The organism is Mesorhizobium sp. M0088 (assembly GCF_040322895.1).
In the GTDB taxonomy this organism is placed as follows: Bacteria; Pseudomonadota; Alphaproteobacteria; order Rhizobiales; family Rhizobiaceae; genus Mesorhizobium.
Genome location: NZ_JAMYUI010000033.1, coordinates 51,876 through 74,457, shown reverse-complemented (window position 1 = coordinate 74,457; position 22,582 = coordinate 51,876). Strand labels below are relative to the sequence as shown.

Annotated in this window: 25 protein-coding genes; 17 read left to right on the top strand and 8 right to left on the bottom strand. The window is 63.3% G+C overall.

Annotated elements, in window-relative coordinates:
- The first annotated feature begins 27 nt into the window (after positions 1-27).
- Complete coding sequence (locus NKJ67_RS31025; RefSeq protein ID WP_352585080.1) at positions 28-921, top strand: IS1 family transposase; 894 nt, start codon at positions 28-30, stop codon at positions 919-921.
- A gap of 139 nt (positions 922-1,060) precedes the next feature.
- Positions 1,061-1,477, top strand: a complete 417-nt coding sequence (locus NKJ67_RS31020) for a hypothetical protein (RefSeq protein WP_352441708.1) — start codon at positions 1,061-1,063, stop codon at positions 1,475-1,477.
- A 14-nt stretch (positions 1,478-1,491) separates the two neighbouring features.
- On the opposite strand, the gene secA is transcribed toward NKJ67_RS31020, so the two are convergent.
- Entirely contained in the window at positions 1,492-4,224 is a 2,733-nt protein-coding gene (gene secA / locus NKJ67_RS31015) for a preprotein translocase subunit SecA (RefSeq protein ID WP_352585078.1), read from the bottom strand.
- 268 nt (positions 4,225-4,492) lie between these two features.
- Here secA and NKJ67_RS31010 point away from each other — a divergent pair, with 268 nt between their 5' ends.
- Entirely contained in the window at positions 4,493-5,410 is a 918-nt protein-coding gene (locus NKJ67_RS31010; RefSeq protein ID WP_352585076.1) for a peptidylprolyl isomerase, read from the top strand.
- 68 nt (positions 5,411-5,478) lie between these two features.
- Here the strand turns inward: NKJ67_RS31010 and NKJ67_RS31005 are convergent, their stop codons facing one another.
- On the bottom strand, positions 5,479-6,078 hold the full coding sequence (locus NKJ67_RS31005) for a TetR/AcrR family transcriptional regulator (protein ID WP_352585074.1): 600 nt from the start codon (positions 6,076-6,078) through the stop codon (positions 5,479-5,481).
- Between the two features lie 302 nt (positions 6,079-6,380).
- Complete coding sequence (locus NKJ67_RS31000; protein WP_352585072.1) at positions 6,381-7,610, bottom strand: caspase family protein; 1,230 nt, start codon at positions 7,608-7,610, stop codon at positions 6,381-6,383.
- Positions 7,611-7,779: 169 nt separating this feature from the next.
- Here NKJ67_RS31000 and argJ point away from each other — a divergent pair, with 169 nt between their 5' ends.
- From argJ to NKJ67_RS30975, 5 genes are all read left to right on the top strand, one after another.
- A complete protein-coding gene (gene argJ / locus NKJ67_RS30995; protein ID WP_352585070.1) occupies positions 7,780-9,021 on the top strand; it encodes a bifunctional glutamate N-acetyltransferase/amino-acid acetyltransferase ArgJ in 1,242 nt (413 codons plus the stop codon).
- 29 nt (positions 9,022-9,050) lie between these two features.
- A complete protein-coding gene (locus NKJ67_RS30990) occupies positions 9,051-9,803 on the top strand; it encodes a GNAT family N-acetyltransferase (protein WP_352585068.1) in 753 nt (250 codons plus the stop codon).
- Positions 9,796-10,218, top strand: coding sequence for a (deoxy)nucleoside triphosphate pyrophosphohydrolase (locus tag NKJ67_RS30985; protein WP_352554399.1), 423 nt, complete (start codon positions 9,796-9,798; stop codon positions 10,216-10,218). Before NKJ67_RS30990 ends, NKJ67_RS30985 begins: the two co-directional genes overlap by 8 nt.
- A 128-nt stretch (positions 10,219-10,346) precedes the next feature.
- A complete protein-coding gene (locus tag NKJ67_RS30980; protein WP_352585067.1) occupies positions 10,347-10,661 on the top strand; it encodes a hypothetical protein in 315 nt (104 codons plus the stop codon).
- Positions 10,662-10,770: 109 nt separating this feature from the next.
- The gene (locus NKJ67_RS30975) at positions 10,771-10,956 is read left to right on the top strand and encodes a Flp family type IVb pilin (protein WP_352441702.1); all 186 of its coding nucleotides are present in this window, start codon (positions 10,771-10,773) and stop codon (positions 10,954-10,956) included.
- 28 nt (positions 10,957-10,984) lie between these two features.
- Here the strand turns inward: NKJ67_RS30975 and NKJ67_RS30970 are convergent, their stop codons facing one another.
- The gene (locus NKJ67_RS30970; RefSeq protein WP_352585065.1) at positions 10,985-11,860 is read right to left on the bottom strand and encodes a class I SAM-dependent methyltransferase; all 876 of its coding nucleotides are present in this window, start codon (positions 11,858-11,860) and stop codon (positions 10,985-10,987) included.
- A 65-nt stretch (positions 11,861-11,925) separates the two neighbouring features.
- Between NKJ67_RS30970 and NKJ67_RS30965 the strand changes: the two genes are divergently transcribed.
- Genes NKJ67_RS30965 through NKJ67_RS30945 form a run of 5 tightly spaced genes read left to right on the top strand, consistent with a single transcriptional unit; the run spans position 11,926 to position 15,020 of the window.
- Complete coding sequence (locus NKJ67_RS30965) at positions 11,926-12,726, top strand: ComF family protein (RefSeq protein WP_352585092.1); 801 nt, start codon at positions 11,926-11,928, stop codon at positions 12,724-12,726.
- 27 nt (positions 12,727-12,753) lie between these two features.
- Positions 12,754-13,023 (top strand): glutaredoxin 3, encoded by a 270-nt coding sequence (gene grxC / locus NKJ67_RS30960; RefSeq protein WP_127271365.1) that lies wholly within the window; start codon positions 12,754-12,756, stop codon positions 13,021-13,023.
- Positions 13,024-13,033: 10 nt separating this feature from the next.
- Positions 13,034-13,900 carry a carbon-nitrogen hydrolase family protein gene (locus NKJ67_RS30955; RefSeq protein ID WP_127409141.1) on the top strand — a complete coding sequence of 289 codons (867 nt, stop codon included), beginning with the start codon at positions 13,034-13,036 and terminating at the stop codon, positions 13,898-13,900.
- Positions 13,897-14,322, top strand: coding sequence for a DUF1178 family protein (locus NKJ67_RS30950; RefSeq protein WP_023811158.1), 426 nt, complete (start codon positions 13,897-13,899; stop codon positions 14,320-14,322). Before NKJ67_RS30955 ends, NKJ67_RS30950 begins: the two co-directional genes overlap by 4 nt.
- Before the next feature lie 8 nt (positions 14,323-14,330).
- Positions 14,331-15,020 carry a hypothetical protein gene (locus NKJ67_RS30945; protein WP_352585062.1) on the top strand — a complete coding sequence of 230 codons (690 nt, stop codon included), beginning with the start codon at positions 14,331-14,333 and terminating at the stop codon, positions 15,018-15,020.
- 77 nt (positions 15,021-15,097) lie between these two features.
- On the opposite strand, the gene NKJ67_RS30940 is transcribed toward NKJ67_RS30945, so the two are convergent.
- Entirely contained in the window at positions 15,098-15,583 is a 486-nt protein-coding gene (locus NKJ67_RS30940) for a MarR family winged helix-turn-helix transcriptional regulator (RefSeq protein WP_352585090.1), read from the bottom strand.
- A 96-nt stretch (positions 15,584-15,679) separates the two neighbouring features.
- Between NKJ67_RS30940 and NKJ67_RS30935 the strand changes: the two genes are divergently transcribed.
- Complete coding sequence (locus NKJ67_RS30935; protein WP_352585060.1) at positions 15,680-16,594, top strand: DMT family transporter; 915 nt, start codon at positions 15,680-15,682, stop codon at positions 16,592-16,594.
- 13 nt (positions 16,595-16,607) lie between these two features.
- Here the strand turns inward: NKJ67_RS30935 and NKJ67_RS30930 are convergent, their stop codons facing one another.
- Positions 16,608-17,204, bottom strand: coding sequence for a winged helix DNA-binding protein (locus NKJ67_RS30930; protein WP_127271360.1), 597 nt, complete (start codon positions 17,202-17,204; stop codon positions 16,608-16,610).
- A 110-nt stretch (positions 17,205-17,314) separates the two neighbouring features.
- On the opposite strand from NKJ67_RS30930, the gene NKJ67_RS30925 reads away from it, so the two are divergent.
- Both NKJ67_RS30925 and NKJ67_RS30920 read left to right on the top strand, forming a co-directional pair.
- The gene (locus NKJ67_RS30925; protein ID WP_352585058.1) at positions 17,315-18,439 is read left to right on the top strand and encodes an LLM class flavin-dependent oxidoreductase; all 1,125 of its coding nucleotides are present in this window, start codon (positions 17,315-17,317) and stop codon (positions 18,437-18,439) included.
- A gap of 11 nt (positions 18,440-18,450) precedes the next feature.
- Positions 18,451-18,969 (top strand): flavin reductase family protein, encoded by a 519-nt coding sequence (locus NKJ67_RS30920; RefSeq protein ID WP_352585056.1) that lies wholly within the window; start codon positions 18,451-18,453, stop codon positions 18,967-18,969.
- A 20-nt stretch (positions 18,970-18,989) separates the two neighbouring features.
- Here NKJ67_RS30920 and ubiG read toward each other — a convergent pair whose 3' ends face one another.
- Positions 18,990-19,739: a bifunctional 2-polyprenyl-6-hydroxyphenol methylase/3-demethylubiquinol 3-O-methyltransferase UbiG gene (gene ubiG / locus NKJ67_RS30915; protein ID WP_023811162.1), complete on the bottom strand. Its 750-nt coding sequence runs from the start codon at positions 19,737-19,739 to the stop codon at positions 18,990-18,992.
- 286 nt (positions 19,740-20,025) lie between these two features.
- On the opposite strand from ubiG, the gene NKJ67_RS30910 reads away from it, so the two are divergent.
- Positions 20,026-20,595: a putative glycolipid-binding domain-containing protein gene (locus NKJ67_RS30910; protein ID WP_127379977.1), complete on the top strand. Its 570-nt coding sequence runs from the start codon at positions 20,026-20,028 to the stop codon at positions 20,593-20,595.
- A gap of 11 nt (positions 20,596-20,606) precedes the next feature.
- Here the strand turns inward: NKJ67_RS30910 and NKJ67_RS30905 are convergent, their stop codons facing one another.
- A complete protein-coding gene (locus NKJ67_RS30905; protein WP_352585054.1) occupies positions 20,607-22,463 on the bottom strand; it encodes a CHASE3 domain-containing protein in 1,857 nt (618 codons plus the stop codon).
- Positions 22,464-22,582: the final 119 nt, after the last annotated feature.

The window sequence follows — 22,582 nt, the reverse complement described above, 5'->3', positions numbered from 1 at the left end:
GACGCATTGACTCGATATGGCGTGGGCATGAACAAGCTCGATACCAACACCCGTTCCCAAATCCTGCACATGCTTTGTGAGGGCCAGTCGATTCGAGCGATCACCCGCCCCAAGGGCATGAGTAAGAACACGATCGCCAAGCTCCTTTCGGACGCCGGCGCCGTATGTGCCGAGTATCACGACCAGGCCGTTCGCAACCTGACCAGCAAGCGCATACAAGTCGATGAAATCTGGTCGTTCACCTACGCCAAGCAGAAGAACGTTGCGGCGGCCAAAGCTGCCTCAGAGGGCGCTGGCGACATATGGACATGGACAGCCATCGACGCCGACACCAAGCTTGTCATGTCGTGGCTGGTCGGCGGTCGCGATAGCGAATACGCAATGGGCTTCATGAACGATCTTTCGCGCCGCCTTGCCAATCGCGTCCAGCTGACCAGCGACGGCCATAGCGCTTATCTGGAGGTCGTTGAAGGCGCGTTCGGCAGGGACATCGACTACGCGATGCTGATCAAGCTGTACGGGGCTTCGCCGGACAGCGCGAAGGGTCGCTGTAGCCCCGCCGAATGCACTGGCATCAAGAAAAACCGCATCGAGGGCTCGCCCGATCTGGCACATCTCAGCATATCGTTTGCCGAACGCCAGAACCTCACGATGCGGATGCACATGCGCCGCTTCACGCGCCTGACCAACGGCTTCTCAAAGAAGGTCCAAGCGCACGCGAACGCGGTTGCCCTGCACTTCATGTACTACAATTTTGTGCGCATTCATGCTTCTCTGCGCGTGACCCCGGCGATGGCCGCTGGCGTGACCGATAAACTTTGGGAAATCGCGGACATCGTTACGCTTCTCGAGGCGAAGGAAGCTGAGAAGCCGACCGTTCGCGGCCCCTACAAGAAGCGTGAGAATGCTCATGTCGACTGATGACTGTAGCGTAATTGGCAGAACCCCATGTCCGTGCGGGAAGGGGGAAATTGTTGTAGAGCATTGCACGCCTGACCATCCTTGGGCGAGGGACAGTCAAGGTTGGTATAACAACACCTTAAGCTGCGCAGAATGCGAATTGCGATATGAAATTTTTCAGAAGGAGCAAAGTGCGAAAGGCAGGCTTGTTTTGCGAGAGGAAGCTGAGCGTGTGCGCGATGCAGAAAAGAAGTGGCATCAGACCTTGAGGAACATCGAAGCTTCGCAGGCCTTTAACCGGCTATCCACGCAGCTCGACAGAGCCTTGAGTGAGCAGCGATCTGCTGCGGCCGCACACCGTCTGCTTGTCCAAGCAGAGCTGACTTATGATTCAATCGGACAATACCGTCGAAATGGCTACAAGTTGTCCGCCCTCAACGCGGGCGAGGCTTTAAGGCTATTCCGCAACCATGCCCCCGACCTTGAGGCGATGATTTCTGACGAAAGCAGCTACCGCAAGGCAATGCGGGAAACACCTGCGGCTATTAAGACCGGAAATCCCGGCCTCATCCTTTAATTCAAACGCTGCGCTTACGCGAACGCGCCATGGCAATGCTTGTACTTCTTCCCCGAGCCGCAGGGGCAGGCTTCGTTGCGGCCGACTTTGCCCCAGGTGGCGGGGTTGTTGGGGTCGCGGTCTTCGGGGGCGACGATGGCGGTTGTCTCCGGGCGGACCAGGAGGGCGGTCTCGCCGCCTTCGAAGTCGTTTTCGCCGGTTGTGCCGTCAATATGGGTGCCGAACATGTCGGGGGCTTCCGGAGGCGGCGCTTCGGCGGCCTGACGGACCAGTTCGACGCGCATCAGCTGCGCGGTGACGGCCTGGCGCAGATTGCCCAGCATGGCCTGGAACAGCTCGAACGCCTCGCCCTTGTATTCCTGCAGCGGATCGCGCTGGGCGTAGCCGCGGAAGCCGACGACCGAACGCAGATGGTCGAGATTGACGATGTGCTCGCGCCACAGATGGTCGAGCGTCTGCAACACAACCGAGCGCTCGACATAGTTCATCACCTCGGGGCCAAAACGCTCGGCGCGCTCCTTGGCGGCGGCTTCGGCGGCCTGCCCGATGCGCTCGCGGATGTCATCCTCGGCGATGCCCTCTTCCTTGGCCCAGTCCTCGACCGGCAGGTCGAGGTTCAGGAACTCGGCGATCTCGGCCTTCAGCCCGGCAACGTTCCACTGCTCGGCATAGGCGTTTTCGGGAATGGCCTTGGCGACGATCTCGTCGATGACGCCTTCGCGCATCTCGGCGATCGTTTCGGAGAGGCCCTCGCCGTCCATCAGCTCGATGCGCTGCTCGAACACCACCTTGCGCTGGTCGTTGGAGACGTCGTCATATTTCAGAAGGTTCTTGCGGATGTCGAAGTTGCGCGCCTCGACCTTCTTCTGCGCTTTTTCCAGCGCCTTGTTGATCCACGGATGGATGATCGCCTCGTCTTCCTTGAGGCCGAGCTTCTGCAGCATGCCGTCCATGCGCTCGGAGCCGAAGATGCGCATCAGATCGTCCTGCAGCGACAGGAAGAATTTCGAGCGGCCGGGGTCGCCCTGACGGCCGGAACGGCCGCGCAACTGGTTGTCGATGCGGCGCGATTCGTGGCGTTCGGTGGCCAGCACGTAGAGGCCGCCGGCGGCCAGCGCCTTTTCCTTCAGCCGCTCGATGTCGGCAATAATTTCCTTTTCCCGCGCCTCGCGCTCGGGTCCGGCCGGCATGTCGCCGAGTTCTTCCTCGATGCGCATCTCGGCATTGCCGCCGAGCTTGATGTCGGTGCCGCGGCCGGCCATGTTGGTGGCGATGGTGATGGCGCCGGGCTTGCCGGCCTGGGCGACGATCGCCGCCTCGCGCTCGTGATGGCGGGCGTTCAGCACTTCAAAATCGGTAAAACCTTCCTTGCGCAGGCGCTCGGCCAGCTGCTCGGACTTTTCGATGGAAGTGGTGCCGACCAGCGTCGGCTGGCCCTTGGCGCTGGCTTCGCGGATCTCCCTGACGATCGCCTTGTATTTCTCCTCGACCGTCCGGTAGACCTCGTCGTCCTCGTCGATGCGCACGACCGGCAGATTGGTCGGGATCTCGGTGACTTCGAGGCCGTAGATGTTGCCGAATTCCTCGGCCTCGGTCAGCGCCGTGCCGGTCATGCCGGACAGCTTCTTGTAGAGGCGGAAGTAGTTCTGGAAGGTGACGGAGGCCAGCGTCTGGTTCTCCGGCTGGATCGCCACATGCTCCTTGGCTTCGAGCGCCTGGTGCAGGCCTTCCGAATAGCGGCGGCCCGGCATCATGCGGCCGGTGAACTCGTCGATGATGACGATCTCGCCGTTGCGCACGATATAGTCCTTGTCCTTCTGGAACAGCCGGTGCGCCTTCAGCGCATTGTTGACGTGGTGGACGATGGCGACGTTCTCGACGTCGTAGAGCGACTCGCCCTTGAGCAGGCCGGCGTCGCGCAAAAGGTTCTCGAGCTTCTCGGTGCCTTCCTCGGTGAAGATCGAGGTCTTCTGCTTCTCGTCGATCTCATAATCCTGCGGCTGCAGCTGGATGATGAAGGTGTCGATGGTGTTGTACATTTCCGAACGGTCCTCGAGCGGACCGGAAATGATCAGCGGCGTGCGCGCCTCGTCGACCAGGATGGAATCGACTTCGTCGACGATCGCGTAATTGTGACCGCGCTGCACCATCTGGGCGCGCTCGTATTTCATGTTGTCGCGCAGATAGTCGAAGCCGAGCTCGTTGTTGGTGGCGTAGGTGACATCGGCGGCGTAGGCGGCGCTGCGCTCCTCGTCGGACAGGCCATGGACGATGACCCCGACCGAGAGGCCGAGGAACTTGTAGACGCGGCCCATCCATTCGGAGTCGCGGGTGGCCAGATAGTCGTTGACGGTGACGACGTGGACGCCCTTGCCGGCGAGCGCGTTGAGGTAGACCGGCAGCGTCGCGACCAGGGTCTTGCCCTCGCCGGTGCGCATCTCGGCAATGCCGCCATTGTGCAGCACCATGCCGCCGATCAGCTGGACATCGAAGGGGCGCATGCCGAGCACGCGGCGCGCTGCCTCGCGGGCAGTAGCGAAGGCCGGGATCAACAGGTCGTCCAGCGTGGCGCCATTGGCGATGTCCTGGCGGAATTTCGCGGTGCGGCCGACCAACTCCTCGTCGGAAAGCGCCCGCATCTCGTTTTCCATGGCGTTGATCGCCTCGACACGCGGCCGGGTCGATTTGACCCGACGGTCGTTGGAGGAACCGAAAACCTTACGGGCGAGACCGCCGAGACTGACCATCCAATGGTCCTTTCGATAGAATTCTCAATCTTGAGATGAGCGCCGGCCGGCCCCATCAATTCCACGTGAACACTGGCAAACACATTAGTGAACACTGGCAAACACAAAAAGCGCCCGGAAAACGGTTCTGGACGCAAAGTCGTTGGACAGATAAGAGGGGGCTCAACTGATGTCAACGCCGCGCCGGCCCTGCTGGCTGCGCCAAATTCCGCCACAATCTGGCCGATCTGGAAGCACCCCTCTTAACAATCCCCACCGGAGTCGCCCTATGCCCCTGTTGTTCCGCCGCGCGTCGCTCGCCAGCCTTGGCTTGGCCGTCGGCCTGTCGGCCCTTTCGCTCTCGCCTGTGATGGCGCAGCAAACCGCTCCCGCTCCGGCGGATGCAGCAGCGCCAGCCGCGGCACCGGTCGATCCGAATAAGGTTATCGCCACGGTCAACGGCCAGCCCCTGACCGAAGCAGATCTGGTGCTTGCCGAAGGGGAATTGTCGCAGCAGTTCGCGCAATTGCCGCCCGAGCAGCGCCGTGCCGCCGCCCTTTCGGCTGCCATCGAGATCCGCGTCATGGCCGCCGAGGCGGTCACCACAGGGCTCGACAAGGATCCCGACTTCCAGCGCCGCATGGCTTTCCTGCAGCAGCGCGCGCTGCATGGCGAGATGGTCGAGAAGGGCGTCGTCGACAAGGTCACCGACGCCGAGGTCCGCGCCCGTTACGACCAGGAAATCGCCAACACGCCGCCCACCAATGAGCTGCATGCCCGTCACATCCTCGTGAAGACCAAGGAAGAGGCCGAGGCCATCATCAAGCAGCTCGATGGCGGCGCCGACTTCCAGAAGCTCGCCAACGAGCACACCAGCGATCCCTCGGGCAAGACCAGCGGCGGCGATCTCGGCTGGTTCGGACCTGGCCAGATGGTGCCGGAGTTCGACAAGGCGGCCTCCGCGCTCGAGGTCGGCAAATACACCGAGCAGCCGGTGCAAACGCAGTTCGGCTGGCATGTCATCAAGCTCGAGGACAAGCGCACCAAGCAGCCGCCGGCCTTCGACGACGTCAAGGACCAGGCCAAGCAGGCGGTCATCCGCGACAAGTATTTCGCACTGGTCAAGTCGCTGCGCGCCGGCGCCAAGATCGAGATCCCCGACGCGAACTTGAAAAAGACGGTCGATACGCTGGAAAGCGCCAAGTAAGACTGATAGCTCCTTGAAAAAGGGCGCGGCAGCCAGGGGTTGCCGCGCCCTTTTTCGTTGCCGTATTTTTAGGGGGCGAGTGCCGTTATGCCTCGCATCACGTATTTGACCGCCTTGCCGATGGTCGCTTCATCCTCGTCGAGCCGGTTGGTCAACAGATGTCTCCAGGCGAAGGAGGCGATGAGGTCTGCGACAACAGCTGAATCGATGTCGGCCGGGATTTCGCCCTTTGCCTTGGCGCGTTCGATGATCTGGCCGGTATGGGACCGTCGGCCCAGCGAGTAGTCGGCAAGGGCTGCGGCAGCGGTCTCGTCGGACTGGGCCTCGGCGATCAGCGACCGGAACACGCTTCCCGACGATGTCTCGCGCCAGTGGGTGAACAGGTTTTTCAGGAAGCCGACGAGATCCTCCTCCAGCCGGCCCGTATCGGGAACATCGACGCGCTTCTGGCGCTGGTAGACCTCAAGCAGCAACGCTGCCTTGCTCGGCCACCAGCGATAGATGGTGGGTTTGCCGGCGCGGGCCCGCCGCGCCACGGCTTCGATGGAAAAACCGGCATAACCGGCTTCGACCAGCACGGCCTCGGCGGCTTCGAGAATGGCATCGGCGCTGTCGGGGTTGCGCCGCGCACCGATTGATCTGCGCGCCGGATCGGCGTCCTCGGCCATCTCTGTCTCCTCGCCAACACTATCGCCGGCAATATAGGCGACCCGATGCTCAAACGAAACGGCGCGTTTTCAAGCTTCAGGAACGGATGGTAGCGGCAGGGGTTAAGTTTATTCTCTGGAAGTCTACCGGCGTGTCGGTTGGCGAAGCTCCAAAGGCAAAAACCCGCCGGGCGGCGGGTCACTGGCGCAAATCAGCACCATGGGCAAAAATGTAGCATAGCTGCCCTCACCGAGTCAAGAAAAAATTCCTATCGCTATGAGACGCTGCCGGCTTAAATTGCCCGGCTGCCGTGGGATCACGCCTACTGCATCGCCTGCGATGTCTCGGATTCGATACGCCAGCCGCCGCCGGCCTTGACCAGCCCAAGCGTGACGCGCGCCTTGCCGGTCAGGCGTGCCGCCGACGTGTCCTTTGGAAGATAGTCGTAGCGCATCGCAAAGACTGCCTCGGCGCGATCTTCGCCCTGCGGAGCGACTTCCAGGCTGCCGGCCTCCATGCTTAGCGACCAGGAGGCCCACTGCGCGAACCAGTCGGCCTTGACCTTGACGATGGCGTCGGCGTCGTAGCGGGTTCCGAAGATGATGGCGGATGGGCCGTAGAGCCGTTTGACGGTCTCGCTCATCGCCCTGGTGTCCGGCGTCAGATAGTCCTGGCGCAGGAATTTCTCGATCGATCCCTTGTCGTCGCCGACAGAGCGTTCAAGTGCGGCGACTTCCGTCGAAGGCGCCGGCACCGCGGCCGGCCTTTGTGGCTCTGCGGGTTGTCCGTCCGAGACGAATTCGAAGCGTTCGAGCAGCGATCCCTGCTCCCAGGGGCGCTGGGTTTCGCGGGTTTGCGAAACCACGTCGCGGCGCACCGCGATCATCATGTCGTTGATGCTCTGGCCGGGCTCGGCGATGTGGCGCAGCAGGGCGGCGGCGAAGGGCGAGTTGCGTCCGCTGCCGTCCATGGCGACAGCGCCAGGTGCCGTCGAGAAGGCGATGAACGAGCCACGCGTCGAATCGAACTGCGCCAGCCCGGCCAGCGCCTTCGCCGAGCGCGTGGTGGCGGTGCGGCTGAGACTGCGGGCAAATGGATTGTTGCGGCAGGCATCGAGAAACACCAGGCTGACCTTGGTCTGCTGTTCCATGATGTCGAGGACTTCGTCGATCGGCACGGCCTCGAGCTGCAGCTTGACCGGTACGTCCAGCCTGGCGTCGACCGGCACGATGTAGTTGCGCCCGTCGACTTGCAGGCCGTGGCCGGCATAATAGAAAAGCCCGACGCCGGCGCCCTGGAGCGCATCGGAAAACGCGCCGATGCTGCGTTCGAGTTCACGCTTGCCGAGATCATTGCCCTCGATGACCTCGAAGCCGATCGAGCGCAGCTTGTCGGCGATGTCGAGGGCGTCGTTCACAGGATTGGCCAGCGTGCCGGCTTCGGCGTAAGTGCCGTTGCCGATGACAAGCGCTACCCGCCGTTGCGGCTGCGCATCCGCGCTCAGCAGCAAAAGTCCCAGAAATGCCCATGCAAGGATCGCAAGCCTGCCCATGGGGCAGATCATAACGCCATCGGCCCCGGCGACGCCATCGGATTTGAAATGCAGGCCTAACCACGAGCGGGTTCGAGCTCCCGGGCAAGAGCGACGAAAACGCCTTGCGCCCGCGCGGTCTATCGGGCAAACCGGCCTTCCCCTGCGATTTTTCCCGCCCGAGGCCTCCATGTCCACGACGATTTCGCCGCTCGCGCCGAAGAAATACCCCAAAATGCCGGAAATCGAAGGGGTGCGCATCGCCACCGCCGAGGCAGGGATAAAGTACAAGAACCGCACCGATCTTTTGACCATGGTCTTCGATGAAGGCACCGCGATCGCCGGCGTGTTCACGAAATCGAAATGCCCCTCGGCGCCGGTCGATTTCTGCCGGCAGAATCTCGGCGCAGGCAAGGCCCGGGTGCTGGTCGTCAATTCCGGCAACGCCAACGCCTTCACCGGCAAGAAAGGCCGCGAGTCGACCGCGCTGACCGGCGAGGCCGCGGCGAAGGCGGCCGGCTGCACGGCAGCGGAGGTTTTCCTGGCCTCGACCGGCGTCATCGGCGAGCCGCTCGATACCAGCAAATTCAGCCATCTGCTCGCGGGACTGGTCAGCAACGGCAAGCCAGGGCTGTGGACCGAGGCGGCAAAGGCGATCATGACCACGGATACCTATCCGAAACTGGCGACTGCGACCGTCAAGCTCGGCGACGCCGATGTCACCATCAACGGCATTTCCAAGGGCGCCGGCATGATCGCGCCCGACATGGCGACGATGCTCTCCTTCATCGCCACCGATGCGCCGATCGCCGCCCCTGTCCTGCAGGATCTGTTGTCGCGCGGCACGGCCAAGACCTTCAACGCGGTCACCGTCGACAGCGACACGTCGACCAGCGACACGCTGCTGATCTTCGCCACCGGCAAGGCCGCCAGCCGCGGCGCGCCGGAGATAACCGATCCCAGGGATGCCCGTCTCGGCGCGTTCCGCCGGGCGCTCGGCAAGGTGCTGAAATCGCTGGCGCTGCAAGTGGTGCGCGACGGCGAGGGCGCCCGCAAGCAGGTCGAAGTCACCGTCACCGGCGCCAAATCGGCGCGCTCGGCCAAGCGCATCGCGCTGTCGATCGCCAATTCGCCGCTGGTCAAGACGGCGGTCGCCGGCGAGGACGCCAATTGGGGCCGCGTCGTCATGGCCGTCGGCAAGGCCGGCGAACCCGCCGATCGCGACCGGCTGTCGATCTGGTTCGGCGACAACAGGCTGGCGCATGAAGGCGAGCGCGACCCCGGCTACTCCGAGGCCGCGACGTCGGCCTACATGAAGCGCGACGACATCCGCATCCGTGCCGATATCGGCATCGGTCGCGGCAAGGCGACGGTGTGGACCTGCGATCTCACCAAGGAATATGTCGCCATCAATGGCGATTATCGGAGCTGACGGTTTTGAGCTCCAGGCATCCGGCAAGCATGCTCGCGATCGTACGCCGCTACGAGGCGGCCGGCTTTCGCGCCTGGCCGGCAGCCGCCGTCCACTATGACGGCACCTGGGTGGTGCGGCTGACCGCCGGCCATCCGGCCAAGCGGCTGAACTCGGTCAATCCGCTCGATCCCGGCGATATCATGCACATGGCCGACCGTATCGGCCGGGCCAGCCGCCGTTTCGATGCCTATGGAAGGCCGCTGACGTTCCGCATGTCGCCGCTGTCGGGCCCAGATCTCGCCAGCCATCTCGACCGCGAGGGCTGGAGCCGGTTCGACGAGTCGCTGGTCATGCGGCTGCCGCTGGCCGGCGCGCAGCTCGACGCCGCCATGGACCAGATTCCGCTCAAGGACATCAGCCGCTTCATCGGCGCGTTGCTCAAGGTCAGCGGTTCGGATGTTTCGCTGCGGCCCGGCCTGTCGGAGATCCTCGGCGCCATCCAGCCCGAAGCCGGGCTGTTCGCGCTCGAAGATGGAGCCGAGGCGCTGGCGACGCTTATCTGCGTGCATGACGGCGATCTCGCCGGCCTGTTCGAGGTCGCCACCGACAAGTCGGCGCGCAACAGGGGCCATTGCCGCAACCTGATCCTGTCGGCGCTCAAATGGGCGCGGCTGCGGGGCGCGCGGGAAGCCTGGCTGCAGGTCGAGGCCAACAATGTGCCGGCGCTGGCGCTCTACCATTCGCTCGGCTTCGAGGAAGTCTATCGCTACCACTACCGCCGGCCGCCGGGTCATGAATGAGGTCGTGACCGCCGGCAAACGCCTGCTGCTGGTCGCCGCCTGCGCGCTGGTCGATGCCGACGGCCGGGTGCTTCTGGCGCAGCGGCCTCAGGGCAAGCAACTTGCCGGGTTGTGGGAATTTCCCGGCGGCAAGGTCGAGCCCGGCGAGACGCCCGAACAATGCATCATTCGCGAACTGCATGAGGAAATCGGCATCGAAACCGACATCCCGTGCCTGGCGCCGCTTACTTTCGCCAGTCATTCCTACGACGATTTCCACCTGCTGATGCCGCTGTTCGTCTGCCGCCGCTTTCGCGGCATAGCCCAGCCCAGGGAAGGGCAGACGCTGAAATGGGTGCGGCCGAAGCAGATGCGCGACTATCCGATGCCGCCGGCCGATGCGCCGCTGATCCCGTTCCTCATCGATCTTCTCTGAGGCTCGCGTTCGGTCGGTTCCTGGCCGAGGCGTGTATCAGCCAGCGTTAATGGAAGATTTATCTCGTCGTGAAAAATTGAGGCATGGCCGTTCGCGGCCGAGCCGTCGATTTGCCGGGGAGCGATAGCATGAGCCTAGACAGGGATTGGGATTCGATCCGGCCCGAGCGCGGCTTTCGCGCCGCCGATGCGGGCATGGGCATATTGCGCATCACGCTGCTGTTCGGTTCGGCCGCGGTGGCGCTGGCGCTGATTGTAACCCCTTTCCTCGACAGCCAGACACGCTCGCTGTCGGCCCGTGATGGTTTCGGCGGGCTTGACATGGCGGCGACAGGCTCGATCGGCCATCGCGAAACCTACACGCTGCGCCGCAGCGTGCTGCAGCCGCAGCCGAGCTCGGTCTGCATCATCAGGTCCAATGGCAGGAGCAGCGGCGACTGCTGACATGGTTAAGAGATTTCGGAAAGGCGGCGGTTTCATCGCCTGTTAAGCCTTTGCCGTTAACCTTTCTTAACAGGTCGGCTGTAGGGTCCCGGACAGAGGGGTTGAGGCCATGAAAGCAGTCCTGCTGGGTTTTTTGAACGACGAGACCGGCGCCACGGCCGTCGAATATGGCGTGATCATCGCCGTGCTGTCGCTGGCCATCATCGGCGGTATCGGTGAGGTCCGTGACGGGATCGTCTGGCTGTTCAGCGACAACAACAGCAAGCTTGCGAACGCTTTCGCACCCACTCCCTGATCCAACTTTTCCGCGCCTGCGGGCAGGATCATTGCCCGTCGGGCGCCTCCAGGATTGTTTTCAGCGAGACCTTGGCCGACCCTGGCTTCAGCGGTTTTTGCTGCGATGCGTCGGGCGCCCAGCCGGACATCCAGACAATCGAGAAACTTGCCCTGACACGGCCATCGGGGTCGGAAAACCGCTCGGCGTAGATTTCCGCCGCGCGGGCAAACAGCTTGCGCGAGCCCGGCCGCCGGCTGCGATCGGTGAGCGCATTGGTTTCGCCCATGGCCCGCAGATCCGCCATCAGGTTGAACAGGCTGGCATAGCGCACGGTCACCGTCTCGACGTCGGCGACCGGCAGAGCGAGACCGGCGCGCTGCAGCAGCGCACCGGCATCGCGCACGTCGGTGAACGGGGCGACACGCGGGCTGGCGCCGCCGTAAAGCTCGGTCTCGGCCGAAAGCAGGCTTTCGCGCAATTCGAAAAGCGTACCGGCGCCGGCAAAGGCGCCGAGGAAAAGCCCATCCGGCCGCAACGCACGGCGGATCTGGATCAGCATGCCGGGGATGTCGTTCATGGCCTGCAGCGACAGAAGCGACACCGCCAGATCGAGGCTTTCGGGTTCGAACGGCACGGTTTCGAGCGGTGCGATCAAGCCGGCGCCGCCACCGCTCAGGAAGGCCGTGTCCGCCTCGACGCGGACAATGTCGGCGACCTTGCTGCTTTCGGCGAGCGTTTCGGCCGCCGCCGGCGTCTGGCAAAACAGCACAGCCGCCTTGCCGAACCTGCGCTCGACGGCGCCCAGCCGGTCGGCAAGGTCCTCGGCCGTGCGGCGCATGAGAAAGTCCGCACCGTCGACCGGATGGGCAAGCGCGCGCCGCTTGTGCGCCAGCCACAGAGAGGTATCCATTATCGGCTGCAACGGGCAGATCCTTTGTTTGTCCACGCTCCGAGATCGTTGATATAGTGGCGTGCAGGAGCAACCACCTGGCCGATCCGATGCCCAAGATCAAGTCCATCGCGATCACGAACCTGGCCCGGTCGGTTGTCGGCTGGCCGGCGCGGATGCTGTTTCCGCCGGTCTGCGCCGGTTGCCGCCGGCATGTCTCGCAGCCAGGCGTGCTGTGCGGCGCCTGCTGGCCGAAGCTCAGGCTGCTGGAGCGGCCATGGTGCCCGGTCATGGGCACGCCGTTCACCCACCATAGGGGCGAAGGCTTTCTGTCGGCCGAGGCGATTGCCGATCCGCCGCCTTTCGAGCGGGCGCGGGCGGCGGTCGCCTATTCCGGCGTTGCCCGACAGATGGTGCAGGGGCTGAAATACCAGGATCGCACCGATCTGGCACCATGGATGGCGCGCTGGATGGTTCGCGCCGGTGCCGATCTCATCGCCGACGCGGATGTGGTGGTGCCGGTGCCGCTGCACTGGCGGCGCTTTTTCAGGCGGCGCTTCAACCAATCTGCGGAACTGGCGAGGGCGGTCTCGACGCTTAGTCAACTGCCCTTCGCCCCCTCGGCGGTGCGGCGCGTGAAACTCACCCGCCAGCAGGTCGGGCTGGAGCGCAGCGAGCGCGAGGAGAATGTCCGGGCGGCCTTTCGGGTACCCGCCGAGGCGGAAATCGAGATCGCCGGCCGCAGGGTGCTTTTGATCGACGATGTCTACACCACCGGCGCCACGGTGCGTTCCGCCACCAAGGCGCTGAAAAGGGGAGGTGCGGCCGCCGTCGACGTGCTGACCTTTGCCCGTGTGTTGCCGGGGGACTTCCGGGCGGACGAGTCCGCGACTATATAAGTCGGCAACGAACAGCGGAAATTCGTCATGGCCGATGTCACGATCTACACCCGCATGATGTGCGGCTATTGCACGGCAGCCAAGCGGCTGCTCGAGCGCAAGGGCGTCGCCTTTACCGAGCACGATGCCTCCTTCTCGCCGGAACTGCGCCAGGAGATGATCTCACGGGCGCATGGCCGCACGACCTTTCCGCAGATTTTCATCGGCGATACGCATGTCGGCGGCTGTGACGACCTCCACGAGCTAGAGGCCGAAGGCCGGCTGGACAAACTGCTCGCCAACGGCGCGACGAATTGAGGGAATGACGATGGGTGTTTTCAAAGCCGCTGCGATCCAGATGCGCTCGGGCGAGAGTCCCGAGCGCAACGCCGTGGATCTCGAACGGCTGGTGCGCGAAGCAGCCAGCTTGGGTGCCACCTATATCCAGACGCCGGAAATGACCGGGGCGCTGATCCGCGACAGGCAAGCCCGCGCAGCCTCCTTCACCTCCGAGGACAAGGACATCGTCGTCGCGACCGCGCGCAGGCTGGCCAGGGAGCTCGGCGTCTTCCTGCATATCGGCTCGACCGCGATTTTGCGCGCGGACGGCAAGCTCGCCAACCGGGCGCTGCTGTTCGGGCCGGACGGCGCCGCGCTCGCCACCTACGACAAGATCCATATGTTCGACGTCGACCTCGATAATGGCGAAAGCTGGCGCGAATCCGCGGCTTACGAACCGGGCACCGAGGCCGTCGTCACCGAGATCGAGGGTGCAAAGCTCGGCTTCGCCGTTTGCTACGATCTGCGCTTTCCGCAGCTCTTCCGCGCCGAGGCACTGGCCGGCGCCGACCTGCTTTCCGTACCTGCCGCCTTCACCCGCCAGACCGGCGAGGCACACTGGCACGTGCTGCTCAGGGCCCGCGCCATCGAGAACGGCGCCTATGTCGTCGCCGCTGCGCAAGGTGGCCTGCATGAGGATGGCCGCGAGACCTACGGTCATTCGCTGATCGTCGATCCGTGGGGCCGTATCATCGCGGAAGCCGCGCATGACGCGCCTGATGTGATCGTCGCCGAGATCGACCCGGCGCAGTCGCTTGCCGCGCGCAAGAAGATCCCCAATCTCAGAAATGCACGGGATTTCGCCGTCAATGCCGGTTCGGGCGAGGCGCCGCGGCTCAGGGGTGCAGCCTCTTGATCCGCTTTGCCCTGATCTGCGAGCACGAGCACGAATTCGAAGGCTGGTTCCGCAGCAACGACGATTTCGACACCCAGAAGAAGCGCGGCTTTGTCGATTGCCCCACCTGCGGGTCGCACAAGGTGCAGAAGGCGCTGATGGCGCCGGCCGTCTCCACGGCGCGCAAGCAGGAAACCATAGCGCTGGCCATGGGCGAGGCGCAGAAGCAGGCCCTGGCGCAACTGAAGGCGATGGCCGAGAAGGTGCGCGAGAATGCCGACTATGTCGGCGACAAGTTCGCCGAGGAAGCGCGAAAGATCCATTTCGGCGAGAGCGACCCGCGCGGCATCTATGGCGAGGCGACGCTGGACGAGGCCAAGAGCCTAGCCGAGGACGGCGTCGAGTTCATGCCCATCCCGGTGTTCCCGGACGATCGCAACTGAGGACAGTCTTGCCCCAGCCGGAGAAAATCGAAAAACGGCATTTATCGGACAGGGTGATCCGCTTTTTCGATTGGCTGGCCATAAAGTTTGTCTCCAAGAGAACGATCGACGGGCTGCCGGTCTTTTGTAACAACGATCATGCCGGGAAAGATGCAGACAGGGTTGTTGCCGCTCTTGGATTGATTAAACAATTCGATCCTGTTCGATACAGGCGAATTATCCGCGATCTAAATCGGATCTGGATCACAACCATTCCCGGAGCTCTTGGGCGCTTCATAAAATCAACCGCTACTTGTGAGATCGACCGACGGTTTGTTCTGGACGAACAGACGGTGACTGAGCAGATCGCAAGCACCATCGTGCATGAGGCGACGCATGCACGTCTCTTTCGGCGCGGCATTGGCTATGAAGAGCAATTGCGCGCGCGCGTGGAGGGGATTTGTATGGGACGGGAACAGGCTTTCGCAGCCAAATTGCCGGATGGGGCGAGTATCCGCAATTGGGTCGAAGCCAGTCGGGTAGAGTTGGAGTCCTTGGAATTCTCCAATGTAGCGATGCATGCCAGGAGAATTGATGACTCGCGCAATGCCTTGCTCGATCTCAATGCGCCAGCTTGGCTGGCCGATGTGATCGTCTTTTTCGCGCGACGGCGACATCAGAGGCGTATCAGGCGAGCCGAAAGGCATTCGTCAAACTGACCTGCCCCTCTTTCGTAGGCTTTGGCGCATTCCGATCCGAAACAGCTGATGCGTTGCCGATGATCATAATTGATAGGCTAGCTCAAGCTTCCGATCAATTTGCCAAGCAGCTGAGCCAGCGTCTCTCGTTCGTCGCCGGTGAGGCCCGCGAGAACCTCATGCTCGTTGGCGACATGGGCGGCAACAGCGTCGTCGATCAAGGCCAGGCCCTTGTCGGTCAGCCGCACGACAATGCCGCGCCTATCGTTGGGATGCGGCCCGCGCAGGATCAATCCGGACGTTTCGAGCCGGTCTAGCCTGTTGGTCATGGCGCCGGACGTCACCATCGTCGCCTCGTAGAGAGCGGTCGGCGTCAGCGCGTAGGGAGAGCCTGAACGGCGCAGCGTTGCCAGCACGTCAAATTCCCCGGACTGCAATCCATAACGGGCAAACAACGGCGCCAGGCGCTCGCGGGCGATCAGCGAGGCGGCCTCGTTCAGCCGCCCGAGCACACCCATTGGCGAGACATCCAGATCGGGCCGCTCCCGCCTCCATTGCTCGATCGCTCTTGCTGCCCTGTCCAATTGTCTCACCATCATATATCTTGACGTTAAGAATCTTTCCATTATCTTATCTTAACATGCAATGCCGGCCAAGGGCCGCGCTACAGGATTCGGTCAATGAAACGTCTTTGGGATTCGGCGCTCGGCCTGCTGGTCGTCACCGGCGGCCTGCTCGGCCTGACGCTGCCATTCGGCAAGCTCGCCACGGCTGCCGGCGTGCCGGCCATGGTCTGGGCCTTCGTCATCTCGCTCGGCGCCGGCGGCGTCTTGCTGTGCGTGCTCCTGGCTCGCGGCCAGCGGGTCCGGCTCACCGCGCACAAATTCCGCTATTTCTTCGTCACCGCCGCGGTGTCCTATGCCGTCCCCAACCTCCTGATGTTCTCGGCCATCCCGCATCTGGGCGCCGGCTACACCGGCATCATGTTCACCCTGTCGCCTGTCATCACACTGGTGTTCTCGATCCTGTTGCGTGTCCGGCGCCCCAACATGCTGGGCATTGTCGGCATCGCCGTCGGCTTCGTCGGCGCCGTCATGGTCGCGGTGACGCGCGGCGAGGCCGGCCAGCCGGCCGATTTGTTCTGGGTGGCGATGGGGTTGCTCATTCCGGTCAGCCTTGCCGCCGGCAACATCTACCGCACGGTCGACTGGCCGGACGGCACCGGCCCGATCGAGCTTGCCGTCGGCAGCCATCTGGCGTCGGCGGCGATGCTGCTTGCCGGCATTCTCCTCCTGTTCGGCGGCGAGGCTTTCGCGCCACTCGGCGGCGTGCCGCTGGTGGTGGTCGCGCAGGTTGCGTCGGCATCGGCGATGTTCGCCTTCTTCTTCCGGCTGCAGGCGGTTGGCGGTCCGGTCTATCTCAGCCAGATCGGTTATGTGGCGGCGGCCGTCGGCCTGTTTGCCGGAACCATCTTCCTCGGCGAGCACTATCAGCTGCTGACCTGGGCGGGCGCGGTCATCATCACCGCGGGCGTGTTCATCACCACCAGGGCACAAAGCCAGACCGGCACGAAGCTGCAAAGGCAGGCGGCGTAAGCGCTTTCGCGCCTCAGCCGGCGTCGGTTTCGTTCTCTTCGCCACCGGGTTCCGGCCTTGGGTGCCGGCGGCGATGAGTGGCCGCGGCGCGGGCCGCCTGTTCGTAGATGCCGGTCATCAGCTCCAGTGTGCGCGCCGCTTCCTCGAGCTTGGCCGCCATCTCCGGGACGCGTGTCACCGCTTCGATGAGCAGGACGGACCGGATGTCGGCATAGCGTTCGGTGACTCGAAACCCAAGCGGCGTGACCTCGTAGGTGACGCCGGCCCTGCCGCTGCCGGTTCGCTTGACCAGGCCGCCCTTGAGCAATTTGCGCAGGCTGTACTGGATGTTGGGGATGTCGTCTCTGTTGGTCATCTGCGCCAGGTCGCGGACGCTCTTTGGCCGGTCGTTCATCCTGATGATGTGAAGCAGCGCATTTTCCGGCCCGCTGGCGGAAAACTCGATCACCGTCGCCAGGCATTCCGCCTGCCAGTGGCCGAACGCCTCGTAGGAGCGCATCAGCGCATATTCGATTTCGGCGACGTCGATTTCGAGCGGCGTCCGCGCCAGATGCCAGCCGCGATCCAGCAGCTTGGCTTGTGTTTCCAATGGTTTGCGCCGGTCGTTCATCATGTCTCCCCGCCCGGCAGCATGCGCCGATCCGGCCGATTGCGTCCATATGATTTTATGATAGACTTTCTATTATAAAATATAACCTAAAAATGAGGAGAACGCGACCGATGAGCATGCTCGACAAGACCGCAGCCAACGCACAGCCCTTCTTTCTAGGGACCTTCGCTTCCAATTGTTCCGGCGGCATGACCGTCACCAAGGTTCCCGAACGATGGGTCAGTTCCTGGGACAACAATCTGCGGCTGGCGCATCTGCTCGACGACGCCGGTATCGATTTCATGCTGCCGATCGCCCGCTGGATCGGCTATGGGGGCGAGACCAATTTCCACGGCAACGTGCTGGAGACGATCACCTGGGCCGCAGGGCTCCTGGCGCTCACCCGCAACATCACGGTTTTCGCCACCACCCACACGGCGGCCAATCACCCTGTCGTCGTCACCAAGCAATTGGCGACGATCGACCAGATCAGCCGCGGCCGTATCGGCCTCAACATCGTCGCCGGCTGGAACAAGCCGGAATATGAAGCGCTCGGGCTGACGCTGCCCGACGATCACATCACACGCTACGGCTACGCACAGGAATGGTTCGACATCGTCAGGGCGCTGTGGGATCGCACCGAGGCGTTCGACTGGGACGGCACCTATTTCAAGCTGAAGAACGTGCTTGGCGATCCGCGGCCGTCGGCGCGCCTGCCGATCCTCAACGCCGCCGGCTCGGAAGAAGGGCGCAAATTCGCTGTCCGCAATGCGGACTTCCTGTTCACGCCGGCAATCGATCTGTCACGCTCCAGGGACGAGATCGCCGCGCTGAAGCAACAGGCGGTCGCCGCCGGCAGCACTGTCGACGTGCTGACCTTTGCCCATGTCGTCTGCCGGCCGACCGAGAAGGAAGCGAAGGATTATCTCGAGCATTTCGCCCGCGCCAATGCCGACTGGGCAGCCGTCGACAATCTGGTGAAGCTGCAATTTGCGCATGCGCAGTCGTTCCCGCATGACCTCCTGGCGCTCATCCGCGATCGGATGGCGGCGGGCCATGGCGGCTTCCCGCTCACCGGCACGGCCGAACAGGTCGCTGATGGGATCACCGCCTTGCACGAGGCCGGATTTCGCGGCTCGACGCTGTCCTTCGTCGACTATGTCGAGGAATTCCCGTATTTTCGCGACACCGTCCTGCCTATCCTCGAACAGCGGGGCATCCGTATCGCAGCGGCCGCCATGCAGTCGGCGGCCTAGGAGCAACCCCCATGACCGAACCAACGACTTCGGAGGCAAATCCTGTCGGTGTCGCGGATTTTCGGGCCGCGATGCGGCTGATCGTCGGCAATGTCAGCGTCATCACCGCTGGCACCGGCGAGGATCGCTCCGGCCTGGTGGTCATTTCGGTCGTCTCGCTGTCGGCCGAGCCGCCCAAGGTGATCGCCTGCGTCAACAGGTCGTCGTCGACCTGGCCGGTGATCGAACGCTACCGGCATTTCGGCGTCAATTCGCTTGGCCCCCAGCATCAGCGCGTGGCCGAGCGGTTCTCCGGCTTTGGCGGCATCAAGGGCAAGGACCGCTATGAGGGCGCCGAATGGATGACGCTCAAGACCGGAGCTTTACTGCTTTCGGACGCGGTGGCCGCGTTCGACTGCAGCCTCGACGAGATGATCGATCGCGGCACGCATTCCATCGTCATCGGCTCGGTCGAGACCGTGCGCACCCACGATGCCGGCCAGGCGCTGATCTACTGGCGCGGCGGCTACAGGCCGCTGAAATCTGAATAAGGCCAGAATTCAGAATAAGATCAGACCGAGCCTTTTTCCGCCAGGACCATGTAGTTGACGTCCATGTCCTTCGACCGCGCCCAGCGGTCGGCCAGCGGGTTGTAGGTGACGCCGGTGCGGTCGATGATGGTCAGGCCGGCGCCGCCCAGCGCCTTTTCGAGCTCTTCCGGGCGCACCAGCTTGCCGAACTGATGGGTGCCGCGCGGTAGCCAGCGCAGCACATATTCGGCGCCGATGATGGCTAAGCCCAGCGCCTTCAGCGTGCGGTTGATGGTGGCCACGAACATGATGCCGCCGGGCCGCACCATCTCGCCGCATTTGGCGACGAACAGGTCGATGTCGGCGACATGCTCGACCACTTCCATGTTGAGGATGACGTCGAATTTCTCGCCGGCGTCGGCAAGGTCCTCGGCCGTCGTGGCGCGATAGTCGACGCTGACATTGCCCTCGGCGGCGTGCAGCTTGGCCACTTCGATGTTGGTTTCGGAGGCATCCGCGCCCACGACTTCGGCGCCAAGCCGCGCCATCGGCTCGCACAGAAGTCCGCCGCCACAGCCGATGTCGAGGATGCGCAGGCCCTCGAAAGGCCTTGCAGCGCGTGGGTCACGGCCGAAGCGCGTCGCTATCTGGTCGCGGATATAGGCCAACCGGACCGGATTGAATTTGTGCAGGGGACGGAACTTGCCGTTCGGGTTCCACCATTCGGCGGCAAGGGCGGAAAAGCGTTCCACTTCTCCGGCATCGATCGTCGATCGTCGGGGCTCTGGCATGGGTTGGTCTCCTCGACACTACAGCGCCGCACGTCCTCTTGGACGCGCAAAGGACGCTGTAGCACTTTAGATTCTGCGCATGATCCTTTCCGAAATCGACTTCGATTTCGGGGTCGTGCGCTAGGAAGTCGGGCGTGAGGCCGCGAATGTCAAGGCAACAATTTTCCTCTGCCGGCAGGGACCCGGATTCTGTCAGGGCATGTCAGCTGAAGCGCGCCGCGGTGAAACACAATTGGCCTGGCGGGCGAAGGAATACATCATCGTTTTGAATTCGAAGGAGGTGACGATGACAGCAATGACGGCTTCGATCCTCTGGCATCGGCTGGACGTGGAGGGGCATGATGCCTGTCTGCTTTCGCAGAACGATGGCGGGCACAGCCTCAAGGGACAAGCCATCTTCATCCAGGACGGCAAGCCGTGCTGCCTCGCCTACGAGGTGAATTGCGATGCCGGCTGGCACACACGGGCGGCGCTTATCGAAGGCTTTCTCGGCACGCGCCAGCTGCACTATGCGATCGAACGCGATTCCAACGGCCAGTGGATGCTGAACGGCGAAGTCCAGCAGGGTGTCGACGGCCTTGTCGATGTCGATCTTGGCTTCACACCGGCATCGAACCTGTTGGCGATCCGCCGGTTCGACCTAGGCATCGGCGAGGCGGCGCCTGCTCCGGCCGCCTACCTGACTTTCCCTGAACTGAGCCTGGTGCGCCTCGATCAGAGCTATCGGCGTCTCGACACCGTTCGCTACGCCTATGCCGCGCCGGTGTTCGGCTATGACGAGACGCTCAACGTCTCGCCGCACGGCTTCGTTGTCGATTATCCCGGCCTGTGGAGAAGTGCGGCTGCGTCAGGCTGAAGCGATTGTGATCAATCCGCTGCGACCTGCGTCGTGCCGAGCACGTCACGCAGTTTCGCCGCCAGTTGCTCGATGGTGAAGGGCTTGGCGAGGAAATGCACGTCGTGGTCGAGCACGCCGTTGTGGACCACGGCGTTCCTGGTGAAGCCGGTGGTGAAGATCACCTTCAGTTGCGGCATGCGCGCGACCGCTTCTTCCGCCAGCTTGCGGCCGTTCATGACGGGCATGACGATGTCGGTGAACAGAAGGGCGACGTTCGGGCTCTCCGCCAGTTTCTGCAACGCTTCCTCGCCGCTCGCGGCATGAATGACGGTGTATCCGAGTTCGCGTATGGCCTCGGTGGTGGAGACCCGCACGCGGGCATCATCCTCGACGACAAGGATCGTTTCGGCGACCGCTGCGGCGGGGCTGTTGCCTCGCCCGTCGGGCAGGGCCGGCTCTTCGGCGCCGAAATACCGCGGCAAGTAGATCTTGATCGTCGTGCCTTCGCCGGGTTCGGAATAGATGTTGACGTGGCCGCCCGACTGTTTGACGAAGCCGAACACCTGGCTCAGGCCCAGGCCGGTGCCCTTGTTGACCGCCTTGGTGGTGAAGAAGGGTTCGAAGGCCTTGGCGATGACATCGGGGGTCATGCCCGAACCGGTATCGCTGACGGCGATCATCACATACTGGCCGGCCGCGACTTCGGCATGGGCGGCTGCGTAGCTCTCATCGAGATGGCTGTTGGCGGTCTCGATGGTCAGCTTGCCGTCATCGCCCATGGCGTCGCGCGCGTTGACGGCCAGATTGAGAACGGCGTTCTCGATCTGGCTCGGGTCGGCATGGGTTTTCCACAAGCCGCCCGCCAGCACCGTTTCGATGCGGATGGTTTCGCCTAGTGCCCGCCGGATCAGGTCGGACATGCCGGTCAGCAGACGGTTGGCGTCGACGACCTGCGGCGCCAGCGGCTGCTGACGCGAGAAGGCGAGCAGCCGGGCCGTCAGATTGGCGGCACGGGTCGCGGCATCGATCGCCGCGTCGATGAATTGTGCGATGTCGTGCTCGCCGCGCGCCAGCTTGCGCTGGGCGAGATTCATGGCGCTGATGATCACCGCCAGCATGTTGTTGAAGTCGTGGGCGATGCCACCTGTAAGCTGGCCGACCGCCTCCATCTTGTGCATCTGGCGGATCTGGGATTCGGCCTTTTCACGTGTCTCGATCTCATTGCCCAGCGCCACGTTCTTGCGCACCAACTCATCCTGGGCAACGGCAACCTCACGGAAGCGGCGGCGCGATTCCCCGATCGCGTAGCCGGCAAGCAGGAAGATCGCCAGCAGCGCCGCCAGCGAACCGATGCGTAGCCAGGCCTCGACCTGGTCGGTATGCGCGTCGCGCGCGGCGACGGCTGCGGCACTGATGCGTCGGACCGTATCCATGCTGGTCCGGATTTCGTCCATCACGGCCTTGCCCTGGCCGCTGCGAATCAGATCCAGCGCTTTCGTCGCATTGCCCTGGTCGTAAAGGGCAATCGTCTCGGCCAGTTCAGCCTGCTTTTGCGAAAGCGCGTCCTTGATATGGTTGATCGGCTGGACGAGCTGGTCGTCGGGGGCGGTCAAGCTGTCGATGCGGGCAAGTTGGCCCGGAATGGCGCCGACAGCGCTCCGATAGGGTTCGAGATAGGATTTCTCGCCGGTCAGCAGGTAGCCCCGCTGGCCGCCCTCGGCTTCCTGCGCCAGAGAAAGCAGGCCCGAAAGCAATTGCTGATATTCGATTGCCTCGCGCGCGGCGGCGCGGTTGGCCCGCTGTTCCTCGACCAGCATGGCACGGCTGCCGACAATCAGCGCCAGCACGGCGAAGCCGGCGACAAGCGGGAGCGATTGCCATCGCATGGCACGTCGAAGACGAGCAATCATCATCTGTTATGCCGAACCAAAAGAATTCCCCGCAGGCAGCATTTCGTAAGCGGCGGCGGGGCGGAAGGCAATATGCCGGCCTCTGGAGCCGGCAA